The sequence below is a fragment of the Streptomyces sp. NPDC005775 genome (assembly GCF_042871565.1).
In the GTDB taxonomy this organism is placed as follows: Bacteria; Actinomycetota; Actinomycetes; order Streptomycetales; family Streptomycetaceae; genus Streptomyces.
Genome location: NZ_JBIAIU010000020.1, coordinates 81,923 through 98,127 on the forward strand (window position 1 = coordinate 81,923; position 16,205 = coordinate 98,127).

The following is a 16,205-nucleotide window of genomic DNA, read 5'->3' on the forward strand; positions in this document are numbered from 1 at the left end:
GCCCGAGCCCCCCACCCGTTCCGCATAACGACAGCCCCTCCCCCTCGTAACGCCGCTCGCACACCCCTCACCGCCACACGGCCCTGCCCAGTACCTTGGACGCGTGTACGACCAACACACCGCCGAGGGCCCGCCGGCCGTTCCACCGGCCCGGCCCGCACACGAAGCCACCACCGTCGAACGCGGCTCGTTCTGCACCGCCCGCTGCAGCTGTGGCTGGTCGGGACCGGCCCGCCGGTCCCGCGACCGGGCCCGCACGGACGCCCAGGAGCACCGCACATCGGTGGCCTGACCGCCGGCCCTCCTCCCTTCCCCCCTCCCCCCACCCCGGAGGTCCGATGACCCTGCCGAACCGGCGCACCGTCCTGACCGCCGGCGCCGCGGCCGTTCTCACCGCCGCCACCGCCGCGTGCGACGACACGGGCCCGGGCGCCCCGGCGGCCGGCTCCACCCCGGCCACGTCGGCAACCGCCGCCACGCCCTCCGCCACACCGTCGAAGACCTCACCGGCCGTTCCGGCGGACTGGCCGGCCCTCGGCAGGAGCCTCGCCGGTTCCCTCGTACGACCCGACGACGCGGCCTACCCGACCGCCCGTCAGCTCTACAACACCCGCTACGACGGCCAGAAACCGGCCGCGGTCGCCTACGTCCGGCACGAGGCCGACATCCGGGAGTGCCTGGCGTTCGCCCGCCGCAGCTCCGTGCCCGTCGCCATCCGCAGCGGCGGTCACTCCTACGGCGGCTGGTCGAGCGGCGACGGGCGGCTGGTCGTTGACGTCTCGTCACTGAAGGGCGTCGACCGGGACGGCACGATCGGCGCGGGCGCCCGGCTCCTCGACGTCTACCAGGGCCTCGCCGCGCACGGGCTGACGGTCCCCGGCGGCTCCTGCCCCACGGTCGGCATCTCCGGCCTGACCCTGGGCGGCGGCCACGGCGTCGCCTCGCGCGCGTACGGCCTGACGTGCGACAGCCTCACGGGGGCGACGATCGTCACCGCCGACGGCAGGACGCTCACCACCGACGCCACACACCACCCCGACCTCTTCTGGGCGCTGCGCGGCGGCGGCAACGGCAACTTCGGCGTCGTCACCGAACTCCGCTTCCGCACCCGCCCCGCCCCGCAGACCGTCTCCGCGTACATGTCCTGGCCGTGGTCGCGGGCCCGGGCCGTCGTGACGGCCTGGCAGGAGTGGGGCCCGGACCAGCCGGACGAGATCTGGTCCGCCGCCCACGTCGCGGCGGGACCGGGCGGCGGCAACCCGACGGTGTCGGTCACCGCCTTCAGCCTCGGCACGTACGGCGATCTACAGAACGCCGTCGACCGCCTCGCCGACCGCATCGGCGCCTCCGCGTCCTCCGTCTCGCTGCGACGCCGCAGCTACCAGGAGGCGATGCTCGTGTACGCGGGCTGCTCGGGCATCACCGACGCCCAGTGCCACCTGCCCGGCACCACACCGGGCCGCGATCCGCAGGGCTCCCTCCAGCGCGAGACGTACGCGGCGGCGTCCGACTTCTACGACCGCTCCCTGCCCCCGGCGGGCGTCCAGGCCCTGCTCGACCGCACCGAGGCGTTCACCCGGCTCGGCGTGGAGGAGGGCGGCGGCGGCTCGGTCGCCCTCACCGCCCTGGGCGGTGCGGTCAACCGGGTCGACCCGCAGGCCACCGCGTTCGTCCACCGCGGCTCGCGGATGCTCGCCCAGTACATCGGCGCGTGGCGCGCGGGCACGGCCGGCACCGCTCAGCAAGAGTGGCTGAAAGACACCCACGCCGCGCTGCGCCGGTACGCCTCGGGGGCGGCGTACCAGAACTACGCGGACCCGGCCCTGACGGACTGGCGCGAGGCCTACTACGGTCCGGCCGCGGCCCGCCTCGGCGAGGTGAAGAAGCAGTACGACCCGGAGGGGTTCTTCACGTACCCGCAATCCCTGTGACCCGCGAGGCGGGCCCGGGGCGGGTTGCGGGCCGGGGCCGGAACAGCCCTTAGGCGGCCAGCCCCTTCTCGCCCTCCGAGCCGCCGCCCGAACCGGGGCGGGGTTCGGGAATCCCGAGCGCCTCGCCACCGCTGCCGGCGTCCGCGGCGAGCGGACTGCGCGACCTGACCAGCCTGCCCAGCCGTTCCGACCGTGAGACGGCGCCCACCAGGGGCGTCAGCAGCATCATGGCGAGCGGCGCGAGGAGCAGTGCGGCGGCCGTGCCGAGGGCGAACCCGCCGATGACGTCGGTGGGGTAGTGCACGCCCATGTAGATCCGGCAGAAGCCCTCCAGCAGGGCGAGCGCGATCGCCGCGATGCCGAACTTCCGGTTCGCGATGAAGAGCCCGACGCCGAGGGCCATCGCCATGGTGGCGTGATCACTGACGAAGGAGAAGTCGTTCTTCCCGTCCACCAGGACGTCCAGCCCCTGGTGATCCTTGAACGGCCGCGGCCGTTCCACGAATCCACGGATCGGGATGTTGATCAGCAGGGCGATCCCGGCCGCCAGCGGCGCCCAGACGAGCCCGGCGACAGCGGTCACCGAGTCCTCGGCCGTGCCGCGCCGGCGGACACTCCACCAGCACCACAGGACCACCAGGACCATGCCCAGCATGATTCCGTACTCACCGACGAACTCCATGACCCGGTCGAACCAGGTGGGAGCGGACTTCGCGAGCCCGTTGATGTCGTAGAGCAGGCTGACATCGGGGTTCGACCCATCCAGTGCGAGTCCAGCCATCTGCCGCGGCCCCTTGCCTTGTCTGCTGCTGCGGCACACACCCATGTGTGCCGCTATGACGAACCCCCGTATTCGGTTCGATCACTCTCGTGCCTCGGTCGACGCCCGGTCAGTGGCTGCGTCCCCGGTCCAACCAGAGAACGACGCGTCCCGCGCGTACGTTCCACTCTCTACCGAATGATCACCATGACGTTATCGAAGAGTGACTCATCGTCGCAGCTCAGGGCCCAGGCTTCACAGAGAGTTCCGGCCATCGACGCCAACACGTCAGGCCGCGGGCTGCGCGGTCGGAAGGGCCGCGGCACCGTCCTTGGTGACGCGTGTCGCACCGAAGTAGTCGGGTGTGTCGATCTTGTCGAACCGGATGACGGCACCGGTGTACGGAGCGTTGATCATGTAGCCGCCGCCGACGTACAGACCGACGTGGTGAATGGCGCGCGAGTTGGTCAGGTCGTCGGAGAAGAACACCAGGTCCCCCGGGAGCAACTCGTCCCGCGAGGGATGCGGACCGGCGTTGTACTGGTCGTTCGCCACACGGGGCAGCTCGATGTCGACGGTCCGGTAGGCGGCCTGGGTCAGCCCCGAACAGTCGAACCGCCCTCCCTGCTCCGGGGTTCCGTTCCCACCCCACAGGTATTTCGTGCCGAGCTTCTTCTGCGCGAAGTAGATGGCACCCGCCGCCTGCTGAGAGGGCCGCACCCGCCCGACGGGCCGGGCGAAGCTCTTCTCCAGTGTCCGGATGATCTTGACGTAGTTCTGCGTCTCCGCGATGGCGGGTACCCCGCCGGACTTGATGACGCGGTACGCCCCCGCGTTGTAGGCGGCCAGCATGTTGTCGGTCGGGTCCCCGGGCACCTTCTTCACGTACCCGGCCAACTCGCAGTCGTACGAGGCGGCGGACGGAATCGCATCGGAGGGATCCCAGACGTCCCGGTCCCCGTCCTTGTCCCCGTCGACCCCGTGCGAGGCCCAGGTCCCCGGGATGAACTGCGCGATGCCCTGAGCGGCGGCCGGACTCTGCGCACGCGGATTCCAGCCGCTCTCCTGGTAGAGCTGGGCGGCGAGGAGGGCGGGGTTGATGGCCGGGCAGAGGTTGCCCCACTTCTGCACGAGCGGCTGGTACTTGGCGGGCACGGCCCCCTTGGCCAACGCCACGGCCCCACCACCCCCGCCGCCGACCAGGCCGGCGGCGGCGGAGTACGTACCGACGACGAGCAGCGCCACGAAGCACATGGCGACGCCTACACCGATCCCACCTGCCAACCAGAATTTCCGCACCCCTCAACCATCCCCCATCAGGGACGGGTTCATGGGCGTTTTCGACGGTGTGTACGAGTCATCGGGGTCACTGATGGGCCATCAGGATGCGCCGGTGGACCAGAAGTCGGAGTGGACGTTGGGGCGGGGCAGCACTTCCGCTTCCGCGTAGCTGGGTCCGCTCGGCTCGACAGCAGAGTCAGTCACCTCTGCTTTTCGCACGCATGGACTGTCAACCTCGAAGAAGACTTGCCCCGCAGCACCAACGATCAAACTCACCCCGAACCCATCCTCCGTTTGCGCAAAAATGGCCGGCACCTCCAAGTCGTTATTGATCGCCTTAATCTTGTATTCGCTCTTTCGCCAGAAGCGATCCACTAGCCCCAGAAAACTTCCACGCCGCTCCGGGGAAACAATGGTCATTACGACCCTTCTGCGAGTTACGTCACAAACACCCGTAGTCGTCGGCCCATGCGCCCATTGCACTCCTGGATGGATCTCCGCGAATACTGCATCAAGAATGACGTCTGCATGCTCAGCGGCCTCTTGCATATCCATACGCCCTCCCCCTCCTCCAGTACTGACACATGAGGCAGTTAACACACACGAGGCAAGCATGATAGCGATCCCGCCCAACTTACGTTTCACCGATGCTCCTCAGCCTTAATTTTCCCAGCGCGCCCCGCCGTAACAAGAGCAATATTGTTAGCCGACACCGCGTCTCTATTCGGGTCAAAATATCGAGAGTGTGCATCAATCGACAGGCCCTCCGAACTGACCAACTGAGGACCTTCATCAACCTGAAAGCGCCGAGCGCCAAAGGATCTACTCGCAGGGTCTCGGCCGAACCACAGGTCGTCATCCCCTTGATCTGCGGCGTCGCCCAGTAGACGCGCGCCGAGCGGCCCCGCAGCGGCCCAACCGGCCGCGCCGAATACGCTCTGCTGTTTCGAGGGAAGCCTGGTCACAACATCGTTCTCTGCTGCGCCGACGAAGACGTGGTCCTTGCCCACACCGAGGTCCTCTGCGCGATCTACACCGACCCCGGGGCTTCCCACCAAAACAATGTCATCGACCCCTGGAATCCCACCCCCATGCTGCGTGGCTGCGCCGACCGTCCGAGACCCATAAGAATGTCCGATCGCGGTCATATGGGCATCGCTGTTCTCGTTCGTGGAAGAGAGACCACCCATAAATTGGTGGAAGGCCATTCCTCCTCCCTCGGCTCGCTCATCCCGCATAACATCAAGGCTGTGCAAGCCATCCGGCGACTGCGGCGCATCGTAACCAAGCCACACAATCGCAGCGCTCGACGGATCGTAGTAGCGAGCACCGATCGCCGTGTCTCGCGCTCGCTTAAGGTCGCCTTCCGCGAACTCCCTATCGAGGGAGGTATTCAGCCCTGGAACGTACGTAGCGACGTTCCTCGCGGCATCTGGGTTACCGAAAGAAACAATCGCCCGCCCGTTTCCTTCATCTCCGATACCTAGCAAGTACATCGGCGGCTCACCGGGTCGCCTGGCCGCCTGCAACTGCCGATCAATCTCCCGCAACCCCGCCAACTGCGTCTCCGCCCTCTCCCCGTCCCGCCCCTCCAGCTTCCCGATCAGCAGTTGCAGGTTGTCCCGGTTCGCCGTGTCGCGGACCAGGGCCGGGATGCCGTCCAGGTTGCCGATCTGGTCCGGGTACACCGCGAGGTACTCCTCGCGCTGTTCGTCCGTGAGGCCCGCCCACCAGTCGCGCCGCGCAGCCGGACTCGCATCGAGCGGGATGGCCGACTTCAGGTACCCCCGCGCCGCGTCCCGGACCGCTGCCGCGTCCCCCGCCGCGTCCGTCCACGTACGGTCCGGGACCTTCAGGCCCTCCTCGGCCCTCAGCTTCCGCAGGATCCGGGCGAACCGCCAGTCGACCTCGGCCGCCGTCCGCACGGCCTTCGCCACCCGGTCCGCGATGTCCTGCGCCTTGGCCGTGTTGGGGTTCGGGGCCACCAGCCCCGACGGCGGCAGGATCCCCGGCGCAGCCCCCACCGACGCCGTACCGCCCGCCAGCGGCTTCCCGGGGATCAGGCCCTCCCCCGCCTCCGGGTACGTCACCGAACCGTCCGGGTGCACCGTGAACCTCAGCGCCTCCGCGTCCTCCAGCGCGTCCCGCAACGCCCGTTGCTGGGCCTTCATCTCATGCGCGAGGCTGTTCAGGGTCGTACGGACGAGGCCGCACTCCGTGTACACGTACTGGAGGTTCCGGCTCAGCTGCCGCAGCCGGCCGACCGCCGCGTCCGCCGCCGCGCCCTGCTGGGTCTCCCGCAGACCGTTCAGCAGCTGCTTCTCGATCCGGTCCCGGCCGGCATCGGCCCGGTTGCTCGCCTTGCCCCAGCCGTCCGCCGCGCCCTCCAACTCGGCGCACTTGAGGTCCCGTAACTGGGCCCAGGTCAGCCCGGAGGTCCCCGTAGTCATCGCTCGACCCCCATCGTCCGCCTCGCCACGGGCGCGAAGGACGACTTCACGGTCTCGTTCGTCTCACCCTGGGCCCGGGCGACGGCCCGAAGGTTGCCGGCCAGGGCCCCGCATTCACGGCGCGCGGTCTCGAAGCGCCGCTCCCACGACTCGCGTACGGAACCCAGCTCGGCCAGCGCGCTCAGGTCGGCGGTCCCCGCGAGCAACCCCTCGTGCGCGGTAGCCAGTTCCGTCCGCACCGGGCCGAGGTGCATCCCCATCCCCTCCGCGCCCCCCGCGGCCCGCAGCCACGCCCCGTCGCTGTGCCTCAGCAGGTCCCCGCCGGCGGAGCCACCCCCGCCCCCACCGCCTGCCAGATCGCTCAGCCTCTGCCGCACACCGCTCACCGCTCGCCCCGTTCCTTGATCGTGGAGCGGCACTGTGCCAAACCCGGCACCCACGACACGCCGCGCGCCCGGGCGCCGGACAGCGGCCCGGCCCCGTTCCCCGGGCCTCCCAACGCATCACCCGCCGAGCGGGATCACCCGAACGATGGACCGGGCGCCCAAGCCCGTACGCCCCGAGCCCACTGGCAAGGACCCGCCGCGACACCCGGAAGAATGCACACCCATGAGCCATCCCCGCCCCTCCCCCACCGCCTGGCACCGGCCGATGGTCGCCCGCCTGTCCGACGAGAAGCACCGCACCGCGACCATGCTGGAGCTGTTCTTCGACCTCTGCTTCGTCACGGCCGTCGCGCAGGCGGCGACCGCCTTCGAGCACGAGCTCGCGGAGGGGCGCATCGGCCACGGCGTCCTCGGCTACGCGATGGTCTTCTTCGCGATCTGGTGGGCGTGGATGAACTTCACCTGGTTCGCCTCCGCGTACGACACCGACGACGTGCCCTACCGGCTGCTCACCCTCGTCCAGATCACCGGCGCCCTCGTCCTCGCCGCCGGGGCGTCACAGGCCCTGCAGCAGGAGGACTTCACGGTCATCACCTGGGGCTACGTGCTGATGCGGCTGGCCATGGTCACCCAGTGGCTGCGCGCCGCCCGCTCCGACCCCGAGCGGCGCTCCACCTGCCTGCGCTACGCCATCGGGATCTTCGTCGTGCAGGTTGGCTGGGTCGTACGCCTGGCGCTGCCCGAGGACACCGGCCTCGCCACCTTCGCCGTCCTCGTCCTGGCCGAGATCGCCGTACCCGCCTGGGCGGAGCGCAAGGCCACCACCACCTGGCACCCGCACCACATCGTCGAGCGGTACGGCCTGTTCACCCTGATCGTGCTGGGCGAGTCCATCACCGCCGCCACCGGAGCCGTACGTGCCGCCCTCGACTCCCACGCGGCGCTCGGTGACCTCGCCGCCCTGGTCGTCGGGGGGATCCTGACCGTCTTCGCCCTGTGGTGGCTCTACTTCGCGCGGAGTGCGAGCGTGCACGACCGGCTCACCACGCTGCGCATGGCACTTCTGTGGGGGTACGGGCACTACCTGGTCTTCGCGTCCGCCGCGGCCGTCGGCGCCGGTCTCGCCGTCAACGTGGCCCACGCGACCGGACACGGTCACCTTTCCGACCGGGCCTCAGCGGCGGCCTACACCGTCCCCGTCGCCGTCTTCGTGACGGTCGTGTGGCTGCTGCACCACCGCGCGGGTGGTCTGCGCCGCGCAGCCGACGCTCTCCACCCGCTCGCGGTAGCTGCCGTACTGGCGGCGACTTTCGCGCCCTCCCCGGTCCTCGTCACGGGCATCATCACCGCGTTCCTCATCGCCGCGACGCTGATCCTGGCAGCGCGAAGCGAAACCCCCGGCACATCCGGAACCCACGAGACGCCCGACGCCCCCGAGCCCTCCGGTACCCCCGGCACGCCGGACTCCTGACCCCTCAGCGCGTGCTCCGGGAAGCCGCCGCCTGCCCCGGCAGCACGATCCCCCGTGCCTGGGCGGCCTTCCCCGGGCGCAGGGTCCACGGCACGGGGGAGGTCTCGGCCAGCCATCCCTCGGCGAGGATCCCGCTCACCACCTGGCCGCGCAACGAGCGCGAGAGTTTCTTCCAGCCCAGCCCTTTGCACAACTGTCCGTACGACGGTCCGTGACCGTGCTCCGCCCGGAATGCCACGGTGAACTCGGCCGCCTCGCGGCCGCAGTCCGGGTGCGCGTCCCGCCACGTGTCGTGGGCGCCCGCCGACGGCCGGGGCCCCGGGACGGGTGACGGCGAGGACATGAACGCCTTCGCGACCCGCCCGAAGGAACACCGGCACAACGCGCACTGCTCCACGGCCTCCACATGCCGCAGCAGCGCCGGAGTCACACCGGTCTTCCACTGTGCCCACTGGTCCGGGGTGACCTCCACGAGTTCCGCCGCGGCCGCCGCCTCCCGCGCCGCCCTGCGCTCCGCCTCCTCCGCAGCGAGGGCCGCGACCTCCTCGGGCGTACGGAACAGGCCGGAGAGGTGCCGCACCGCCGGGCCGAGCCGGTACGTCGGCCCGGACACCTCGGCCAGGAACCCCTTCTCAAGGAGGGCGGGCACGGCCGCGTAACAGGCGATGGGCAGCTCGGCGGGTGCCTCGCCGACGAGCTCGTCGGTGCAGTGCGCCGCCAGGAACAGCGCGGCGAGCCGCGCGGCCGGCGAGCCCTTCTTCACGGGCTTGGCGAGCCGCGTCCGCATGGCCCACCCCGAGACCTTGGACCGCGTGCCCTTGCCCAGAGGGAGTACGTGGTCCGGCCCCGGAGTCATCTCCGGCACGATGATCCCGGCCGGCTTGTCCGGATCCCCGTTGAGCAGCGAGTCGGGCACCTGCCAACCGGCGGCGCCCAGTTCGCCCACCGCCTGCTCCGGCTGGTCGAGCCGGAGCGACCGCAGGTCGGTGCCCGTGAGGTTCCCGACCCCGGCCCGCGCGGCACGGATCGCCACGACGACGGCGAGGAGTTGCGCGTCGACGGTGGTGAGCGGCAGGCCGGCCACGTACGAGAGGAGCTCGCGCGCCGCCTCCCCCTGTCGCGGCGTCAGCAGAAAGGGCAGGGGCGCGGGGGGCGGAGGCGGCACAGCAGCGGTCTCGGCCGAAATGGCAGGCTTGGGCACATCACATCTAACGGTGATCAGGCCGCGAAAGTCACGCGTGACGTGAGGCACAATCCCGCCGACGTATCCGCGGGCCCCCACGCCGACCGCCGCTCGACCGCCATTCCGGTGGACGTCAGCAGGACGTGAGGGAGGCGTTAGCGGAACATGAGCGGCGGGCGGGAAGCTTCACATGTCAGCAGGTCAGGAGGGGGAGCGGTTCGCCGCGAGTTCCGGACCTCGGCAGCTCCGCCACACTCGACCGCCACACACTCGGGGAACTCACATGCGTACGATCCACACCCGCAAGCGCACCGCCGCCCTCGGCGCCGCCGTGACCGCCGTCCTCGCCCTGGCCCTCACCGCCTGCGGCGGAGACGGCAGCGGCACGAAGTCGGCCGGCCCGGCGGACAACTCCGCGAAGGGCTCCGCCTCGGCGGGCGCCTCGCAGCCCGCCGACTCCGCCGGCTCCGGCAAGTCCACGGACACCGCGACGACCGGCGGTTCCGCGAAGACGATCGCTTCCGGCAAGGACACCTCCAAGGGCGGCACCGCCGGGACCGGCACGACCACCGGCGGCGACACCAGCGACAGTTACGCCTACAAGCACCCGTGCCGGAGCGAGGACCTCTCGGTCCGGGTGTACGCACGTGAGGGCTCGGCCACCCAGCACGTGATCGAGGTCAACAACACCGGCGCGAACGCCTGCGGGCTGAGCTACTTCCCGCGCGTCAGCCTGGGCAGCGAGAGCGCCGCCGACCACAGCGGCGATGTCACGCCACTGGTCCCGAGCGGCCTGGGCGGCGCCCCGGCCTACCCGGTCAAGCCGAAGAGCGCCGCCATCGCGGTGATCGACCTCAATCCGAGCGGTGCGAGCGGGGCCCTGACCTGGATCAACGAGCTGAACGTGCTGGCAGACGGCGACCACATGCCCAACGCGGAGCAGCTCAACTTCCCGCTCGGTCCCGACGCGAAGGTCCTCGACCCGAAGCTGGGCCTGTACAGCGGCACGGTCGCCGAAGCGGTGAACTCCATGAAGCAGGCGGACTCGACGTCCTGACCCCCGCCCATCCCTCCGGAGTCCCCTGACGCGCCACCACGGCCCGTCAGGGGACTCCGGCGTTCCCGCAGCTCACCGGCTCATCGGTTCGCCGGCCCGTCGGCTTACCCGACCGCCTTCGGCTGTGTGAACCGGAGGCGGTTGCCGAACGGATCGCGGAGGCCGCAGTCCGTGCCGTAGGGACGCTCGGTGGGCTCCTCGGTGAACTCGACGCCCTGGGCCAGCAGCGTCTCGTACGTTTTACGGCAGTCATCCGTGGTGAGGATGACCCAGCCGCCCATGGCCCCCTTCGTCACCAGGTCGCGGACCTGCGCCGCCGTCTCCTCGGACATCGCCGGAGCACCCGGCTTCTCCAGGAGGATCTGCCGTTCCGGATGGCCGGGGACGCTGACGGCCAGCCAGCGCATGAAGCCCAGGTCGACATCGGCGGCCACCTCCAGCCCGAGCTTGCCGACGTAGAAGTCGAGGGCCTCGTCCTGGTCGAGGACGTACATCTGCGAGTGCGTGATGGCGTTGAACATGTCGTTCACGCTACGCAAGAGGCCGCGCGAAAACTTATCCGGAACTGCTCAATCGGGTGCCCCGGCCGGGGGCCTACTTGGACGTGACCCGTCCCACCGCGTCGGGGCCGGTCGTCAGCGCCTCGGACGTGATCCGCCACGCCGGATCGTTGGGCTGGAGCCGGGTCCGGAGGTAGGCGGCGGTGAGCCGGGCGACGGCGGCCACGCGCGCGGGGCTCTCGTCGGTGGTCTCGGCGACGTCGTACCCGGAGATCCCGCCGAGCCCGTGCTCCGCGTCGAACAGGGTGAGCAGTTCCTTGGGGCCGGGGGCGAGGGTGTACGGGTCGGCATGCCACTGCGGACCCATGTCCGTGAAGTGCCGCGAATCGTCCTTGTCCCCCGCGACGACCAGAGCCGGTGCGGTCATGGTGGAGAAGTCGACGGCCCCGATGATCGGCCACTGCGCTGCCATGGGCCCGTTGAAGACCTCACCGCCCCTGCCGGGCGCGGCGAGCAGTACGCCGGCCCCGATCCGTGGCTCGACGAGTCGCACCACGTCCCCGGTGTCGGGGTCGGTGATCCCGGCGCCCAGCAGGAGGGCGGCGGTGAAGCCGCCGAGCGAGTGCCCGGCGAGGGCGACCCGGCTGGGGTCGATCCGTCCGGCAAGCTGCGGCACTGCCTCCTCGATCACGTCGAGCCGGTCGAGGACGTGCGTCATGTCCTCGGCGCGGGAGCGCCAGAAGTCGGGGGCCCCGGGGGCGTCGGCGACCAGGTGCCTCAGTGTCGCGGAAGTGAGGTGGGTGGGCTGGATGACGACGAATCCGTGTGCGGCCCAGAAGTTGACGAGCGGTGCGTAGCCGTTGAGGGAGGAGAGGTTGTTCGAGGGGCCGTGGCCGTGCGAGAGGAGGAGGACGGGGAGTGCGGTTCCCGTCGCGGGTGCGGAGACGCGCACCTGGAGGTCCACGGGGCGGCCGGGCACGGAGAGGGTGACGGGGCTGAAGGACAGAACGGGGGCGGGCGCACCCAAGGCTTCGAAAGCGGTACCGCCAGTGCCTGCGGATGCGGATGAGGGTGTGGACGCGGGAGTGGATGCGGGACTGGATGTGCTCACGGCGAGGGCTCCTTTTCGATGGCACCCTGCCACTCACGGGTCTCCTGTGACCGGCGAGGGCGAGGGCACGTGGTCAGGGGCGCCCCGTGTCGGCTAACCTAAACGGAACGTCGCTCCATTTAGTATCCGGAACAGCGTTCCGTTTTGTCAATAGGGGAGGAGGCGGGTGCGCGATGGCTACTACGGATCCCGCGGCGCAGTCGCCGCGCCGGAGCAGCCGGGCCGACGCTCTGCGCAACCAGCAGACCGTCCTCTCCGCCGCCGCCGAGGAGTTCGTCACCTCGGGCGTAGACGCGCCGATCCGGCGGATCGCGGCCCGGGCGGGCGTCGGGGTGGCCACGGTCTACCGCCACTTCCCGACCCGGACGGATCTCGTCACCGCCGTCTACCGCCACCAGATCGAAGAATGCGCAGAGGCCGGCCCGAACCTGCTGGCCCACGCGGACTCACCGCTCCACGCGCTGCGCCAGTGGATCGACCTCTTCGTCGACTTCCTGGTCACCAAACACGGACTCGCCGACGCCCTGCAGTCCGAGAGCGACCGCTTCGCGTCCCTGCACTCCTACTTCCTCGACCGCCTGCTGCCCGTCTGCGCCCAGTTGCTCGACGCGTCGGTCGAGGCCGGTGAGATCCGGGAGGGCATCCAGCCCTACGAGCTGATGCGGGGCATCGGCAACCTCTGCATAGGGCACGACAACGACCCCCGCTACGACCCCCGACGCCTGATCGCCCTTCTCATCCAGGGACTGCGGCGATCTCACGCGTCCTGACGCCCGGCCTCACCGCGAGACGACCGCGCGACCGCGCGACCACGCGACCACGCGACCGCTCAGGAGGTCGGCCGCGTCCACGCCATCGTGAAGCACGTCGGGACGTGTGCCGCCACCGCTTCCTTCCGGTACGTCCTCGGCGACTGACCGACGATCTCCCGGAACGTCCGGCTGAACGTCCCCGTACTGCCGAAGCCGACCTCGAAGCAGATGTCCGTGACACTGCGGTCGGTCTCCCGCAGCAGGAACATCGCGCGCTCGACCCGGCGCCGCTGCAGGTAGCGGTGCGGCGTCTCACCGAACGTGGCCCGGAAGGTGCGCGAGAAGTGCGCCGCCGACACATGGGCGAGCCGGGCAAGGGCCGGCACGTCGAGGGGCTGGGCGTAGGAACGGTCCATCGCGTCCCTGGCCCGCAGCATGCGGCGGTTGGACTCCTCGGACGCGCGGCTCATCCCACCGACCCGATCGGCCGAGGGCGGACCGCTCGCGCAACACGCACGTGCCTCGACCTCCCTCCCGACGCGTCGGGGTGCCACACCGTCATCCCCGTGGACACGCTATCGGCTGAGGCCCCTCAACCTCGGCGGCCTCCGACCGGGGGCGGCGACCGATTTCATCGGGGGCGAGGTGACGACTCGTGCGTGACGCCAGCTGCCGCCATAGCGGCCACCCGCCCCCTCCACCTCTGGAGCGTGTCTCCTTACCGAGAACCCGACCAGTGACCATTCCGGCGGACCGCGCGTATTCGTCACGTGCGATCCGGAAGAGTCCACAGGCCGACGCACACGACCACCCCGCCGCCCGTGAGCAGGACCGGGACAGACGACTTCACTTCTCCTTGTCCTCCGCGAGGGTGTGGGGCCGATGTCTGCGTACCGTTCCCCGCTGTCCTGGTCAACCATGATTCCTTCATGGCAGTGTGTGCCTGCGCCGACGAGCAGCCGTGGAGCCACACCATCAATTTGGTGGCCCCGGTGTGCTGAGGGCCGAGGGCATCGGCGCATCCATGGGGAGGGGGACACCACACATGCGGAAGCATCTCGTGCGGGGCCTGGCGACGCTCGCCGGCCTCACGCTTATGTGTACCGGCCTGAACGCGGCGAGCGCGGAGTCGGCCGCGGCCAAGGACGTGGACGGCTGCACGGTGGGCTACTGGTGCGGATGGTCGCGCGCGGACGGCACCGGGACGCGGTACATGACGAAGAAGAACGTCGCGAACCTGGGCAGTTGGGACAACAAGATCCGGTCGCACGTCAACCGCACGAACCTCATCGCCTGCACCTATGAGGATAAGAACTACGCTGCGGGGGGCGGCTACTTCGCCGAGGATCCCGCCGGTACCGGCCTGGCGTACAGTACGGACTTCCCTCCGACGACCAGCTCGATCAAGTTCGTCCGTACGGAGCGCGAGTGCGGATGGACAGCCTCTCCCTACTGGTACTCCGAGACGTCTCCCAAGGCCCTGGGCTTCGGTGACATGAACGGCGATCGCAAAGCCGACGTGCTGGTCCGCGACAAGGTGGGACGACTCTGGTTCACCTCGGGCAACGGAACCGGCCGCCTCGTCGGCGCGGGCGGCTGGAACGCCATGAACACCCTCACCCGGCACGGGGACTTCAGCCGCGACGGCCGCGAGGACCTCATCGCCCGCGAGGCGTCCACCGGCAAGCTCTGGCTCTACCCGGGCACCGGCACCGGCTCCCTCGGCGCACGCAAGCTGATCGGTACGGGTGGCTGGAACGCCATGAGCAACATCACCGCCTTCGGTGACCTGACGGGCGACGGCCGCTCCGACCTGATCGCGCGCGAGGCGTCCACGGGCAGGCTCTACCTGTACCCGGGCACGTCCACCGGCAAGCTCGGAGGGCGCAAGCTCATCGGCGCCGGCGGCTGGAACGCCATGAGCGCGCTCTCAGGCGTCGGCGACGTGACCGGCGACGGCCGACCCGACCTCTACGCCCGCGAAGCATCCACCGGCAAGCTCTGGCTCTACCCCGCCACGTCGACCGGCAAGCTCGGAGGGCGCAAGCTCATCGGCACCGGCGGCTGGAACGCCATGGCGAACTTCATCGCCGTCGGCGACTTCACCGGCGACGGCCGTCCCGACCTCGCCACCGTGACCAACACCACGTACGCCATCGACGGCTACCGGGGCAACCCGGGCTGGCTCCTCACCCACAGAGGCCTGAGCAACGGCTCCCTGGCGCGCGGCGAGCAGACCAACGGCGACTGGTGGGGCCTGAACGGCTTCAGCTAACGCGCACCGGAGACTGGGGCGTGTCGCGAAAGCGCTGGTCACAGCTACTCGATGAGACCTGTGACCAGCACGGTCGCTTCTCGGGCGGCAAGTGGCCGGTCAGTGCACCAGCAGGTCGATCACGCCCGTCAGGTCCTCCTCGCCGCTGCCCTCGGCCAGGCGGCGGCGCATCAGCTCGAAGTAGGGGCTGAGCAGTTCCGGGCTGACCCCCTGCTGCTCGGCGGTGCTCAGGAAGGTCGGCGTGCCGGCCACCTGCATAGCGAGGTTGGAGACGACACCCTTGGTGTAGTCACCGCTCCGCAGCCGGCTGGCCGTCTGGTGAACCGCCGGGGCCATCGCGACGAGCCAGTCGGCGAGCAACGGGGCGAGCGCCTCGGGGTCGATGTCCTCGTTACGGATCAGAGCAAAGGCGTGCGCGGCCCCGGCGAACATCCCGTACATGGCGCTGAGCAGGGCCACATCGTGCAGGGCCGCGAAGCCCGCGTTCTCGCCGACGTAGGTAGTGCCTACCGGGACGCCCAGGGTCTCCTTGTGCCTCTCGAACAGCTCTGGCGAGCCGCTGTAGAAGACGTAGCCGCCGGCTTCCGGGACGCCGATCATGGGAGGGACGGCCATGATCCCGCCGTCCAGGTAGCGGGCGCCGCGCTCGCGGGCCCACTCGGCGCGGGCGCGGGCCTGGGCAGGGGTGCCGGTGGTCAGGTTGACCAGGTCCCTGTCGGCCAGGTCGGTGCCGGCCAGCACCCCCTCGACCGAGGTGTCGTCCAACAGGCAGACGACGACCAGGGTGTTCGCCGCGACCGCCTCAGCGGCGGTGTCCGCGACCCTTGCCCCCTCAGCGGCGAGCGCCGTGGCGCGGGCCGGGGTGCGGTTCCAGACGGTCAGCGGGTGGCCGGCGGCAAGCCAGGTACGGGCCAGCGCGGTACCCATCGCGCCGAGGCCCAGCAGCGTGACGGGCGTCTTCTCAACAGTGTTCTGTGCCATGCCGACTAGGCTGGCCACAAGTCCGGGGGTGATCAAGTACGCACTTCGCAGTGGGTGGTTACCCCGG

The 16,205-nt window shown here is 70.2% G+C and carries 16 protein-coding genes; 6 read left to right on the top strand and 10 right to left on the bottom strand.

The genetic code is table 11. The features are described from left to right. Positions 1-103 precede the first annotated feature (103 nt). Complete coding sequence (locus tag ACFYPA_RS34170; RefSeq protein ID WP_359355470.1) at positions 104-292, top strand: hypothetical protein; 189 nt, start codon at positions 104-106, stop codon at positions 290-292. 46 nt (positions 293-338) lie between these two features. Next, a complete protein-coding gene (locus ACFYPA_RS34175) occupies positions 339-1,931 on the top strand; it encodes an FAD-binding oxidoreductase (protein WP_389136315.1) in 1,593 nt (530 codons plus the stop codon). 49 nt (positions 1,932-1,980) lie between these two features. On the opposite strand, the gene ACFYPA_RS34180 is transcribed toward ACFYPA_RS34175, so the two are convergent. From ACFYPA_RS34180 to ACFYPA_RS34200, 5 genes are all read right to left on the bottom strand, one after another. Next, entirely contained in the window at positions 1,981-2,712 is a 732-nt protein-coding gene (locus tag ACFYPA_RS34180) for a phosphatase PAP2 family protein (RefSeq protein WP_359319410.1), read from the bottom strand. A 267-nt stretch (positions 2,713-2,979) separates the two neighbouring features. Next, positions 2,980-3,945, bottom strand: coding sequence for an NlpC/P60 family protein (locus tag ACFYPA_RS34185; RefSeq protein ID WP_389136318.1), 966 nt, complete (start codon positions 3,943-3,945; stop codon positions 2,980-2,982). Positions 3,946-4,071: 126 nt separating this feature from the next. After that, complete coding sequence (locus ACFYPA_RS34190; protein WP_359355461.1) at positions 4,072-4,527, bottom strand: hypothetical protein; 456 nt, start codon at positions 4,525-4,527, stop codon at positions 4,072-4,074. Positions 4,528-4,613: 86 nt separating this feature from the next. Continuing rightward, positions 4,614-6,422 (bottom strand): alpha/beta hydrolase, encoded by a 1,809-nt coding sequence (locus ACFYPA_RS34195; protein ID WP_389136321.1) that lies wholly within the window; start codon positions 6,420-6,422, stop codon positions 4,614-4,616. Next, the gene (locus tag ACFYPA_RS34200) at positions 6,419-6,808 is read right to left on the bottom strand and encodes a hypothetical protein (RefSeq protein ID WP_389136324.1); all 390 of its coding nucleotides are present in this window, start codon (positions 6,806-6,808) and stop codon (positions 6,419-6,421) included. The genes ACFYPA_RS34195 and ACFYPA_RS34200 overlap by 4 nt, the downstream gene beginning before the upstream one ends. Positions 6,809-7,031: 223 nt before the next feature. On the opposite strand from ACFYPA_RS34200, the gene ACFYPA_RS34205 reads away from it, so the two are divergent. Continuing rightward, a complete protein-coding gene (locus tag ACFYPA_RS34205) occupies positions 7,032-8,279 on the top strand; it encodes a low temperature requirement protein A (protein WP_389136326.1) in 1,248 nt (415 codons plus the stop codon). A 4-nt stretch (positions 8,280-8,283) separates the two neighbouring features. Here the strand turns inward: ACFYPA_RS34205 and ACFYPA_RS34210 are convergent, their stop codons facing one another. Further along, positions 8,284-9,444 (bottom strand): hypothetical protein, encoded by a 1,161-nt coding sequence (locus tag ACFYPA_RS34210; protein WP_389136328.1) that lies wholly within the window; start codon positions 9,442-9,444, stop codon positions 8,284-8,286. Positions 9,445-9,745: 301 nt separating this feature from the next. Between ACFYPA_RS34210 and ACFYPA_RS34215 the strand changes: the two genes are divergently transcribed. Beyond that, on the top strand, positions 9,746-10,519 hold the full coding sequence (locus ACFYPA_RS34215; protein WP_359085436.1) for a DUF4232 domain-containing protein: 774 nt from the start codon (positions 9,746-9,748) through the stop codon (positions 10,517-10,519). Between the two features lie 104 nt (positions 10,520-10,623). Here ACFYPA_RS34215 and ACFYPA_RS34220 read toward each other — a convergent pair whose 3' ends face one another. Together ACFYPA_RS34220 and ACFYPA_RS34225 are read right to left on the bottom strand one after the other, a co-directional pair. After that, on the bottom strand, positions 10,624-11,040 hold the full coding sequence (locus ACFYPA_RS34220; protein WP_359085435.1) for a VOC family protein: 417 nt from the start codon (positions 11,038-11,040) through the stop codon (positions 10,624-10,626). Positions 11,041-11,113: 73 nt separating this feature from the next. Continuing rightward, a complete protein-coding gene (locus ACFYPA_RS34225; protein WP_359085518.1) occupies positions 11,114-12,046 on the bottom strand; it encodes a chlorophyllase in 933 nt (310 codons plus the stop codon). A 257-nt stretch (positions 12,047-12,303) separates the two neighbouring features. On the opposite strand from ACFYPA_RS34225, the gene ACFYPA_RS34230 reads away from it, so the two are divergent. Continuing rightward, positions 12,304-12,900 (top strand): TetR/AcrR family transcriptional regulator, encoded by a 597-nt coding sequence (locus ACFYPA_RS34230; protein WP_359085434.1) that lies wholly within the window; start codon positions 12,304-12,306, stop codon positions 12,898-12,900. A gap of 59 nt (positions 12,901-12,959) precedes the next feature. Here the strand turns inward: ACFYPA_RS34230 and ACFYPA_RS34235 are convergent, their stop codons facing one another. Continuing rightward, positions 12,960-13,352, bottom strand: coding sequence for an AraC family transcriptional regulator (locus ACFYPA_RS34235; protein WP_359085433.1), 393 nt, complete (start codon positions 13,350-13,352; stop codon positions 12,960-12,962). 575 nt (positions 13,353-13,927) lie between these two features. On the opposite strand from ACFYPA_RS34235, the gene ACFYPA_RS34240 reads away from it, so the two are divergent. Then, positions 13,928-15,157, top strand: a complete 1,230-nt coding sequence (locus tag ACFYPA_RS34240; protein WP_359085432.1) for an FG-GAP-like repeat-containing protein — start codon at positions 13,928-13,930, stop codon at positions 15,155-15,157. Positions 15,158-15,256: 99 nt separating this feature from the next. Here ACFYPA_RS34240 and ACFYPA_RS34245 read toward each other — a convergent pair whose 3' ends face one another. Beyond that, a complete protein-coding gene (locus ACFYPA_RS34245) occupies positions 15,257-16,138 on the bottom strand; it encodes an NAD(P)-dependent oxidoreductase (RefSeq protein ID WP_389136333.1) in 882 nt (293 codons plus the stop codon). Positions 16,139-16,205: the final 67 nt, after the last annotated feature.

Coding starts and splice junctions, on each gene's coding strand:
- ACFYPA_RS34230 (WP_359085434.1), top strand. CDS start 12,304: ATGGCTACTACGGATCCCGCGGCGCAGTCGCCGCGCCGGAGCAGCCGG.
- ACFYPA_RS34215 (WP_359085436.1), top strand. CDS start 9,746: ATGCGTACGATCCACACCCGCAAGCGCACCGCCGCCCTCGGCGCCGCC.
- ACFYPA_RS34195 (WP_389136321.1), bottom strand. CDS start 6,422: ATGACTACGGGGACCTCCGGGCTGACCTGGGCCCAGTTACGGGACCTC.
- ACFYPA_RS34175 (WP_389136315.1), top strand. CDS start 339: ATGACCCTGCCGAACCGGCGCACCGTCCTGACCGCCGGCGCCGCGGCC.
- ACFYPA_RS34240 (WP_359085432.1), top strand. CDS start 13,928: ATGCGGAAGCATCTCGTGCGGGGCCTGGCGACGCTCGCCGGCCTCACG.
- ACFYPA_RS34185 (WP_389136318.1), bottom strand. CDS start 3,945: ATGTGCTTCGTGGCGCTGCTCGTCGTCGGTACGTACTCCGCCGCCGCC.
- ACFYPA_RS34245 (WP_389136333.1), bottom strand. CDS start 16,138: ATGGCACAGAACACTGTTGAGAAGACGCCCGTCACGCTGCTGGGCCTC.
- ACFYPA_RS34220 (WP_359085435.1), bottom strand. CDS start 11,040: ATGTTCAACGCCATCACGCACTCGCAGATGTACGTCCTCGACCAGGAC.
- ACFYPA_RS34190 (WP_359355461.1), bottom strand. CDS start 4,527: ATGGATATGCAAGAGGCCGCTGAGCATGCAGACGTCATTCTTGATGCA.
- ACFYPA_RS34180 (WP_359319410.1), bottom strand. CDS start 2,712: ATGGCTGGACTCGCACTGGATGGGTCGAACCCCGATGTCAGCCTGCTC.
- ACFYPA_RS34235 (WP_359085433.1), bottom strand. CDS start 13,352: ATGAGCCGCGCGTCCGAGGAGTCCAACCGCCGCATGCTGCGGGCCAGG.
- ACFYPA_RS34205 (WP_389136326.1), top strand. CDS start 7,032: ATGAGCCATCCCCGCCCCTCCCCCACCGCCTGGCACCGGCCGATGGTC.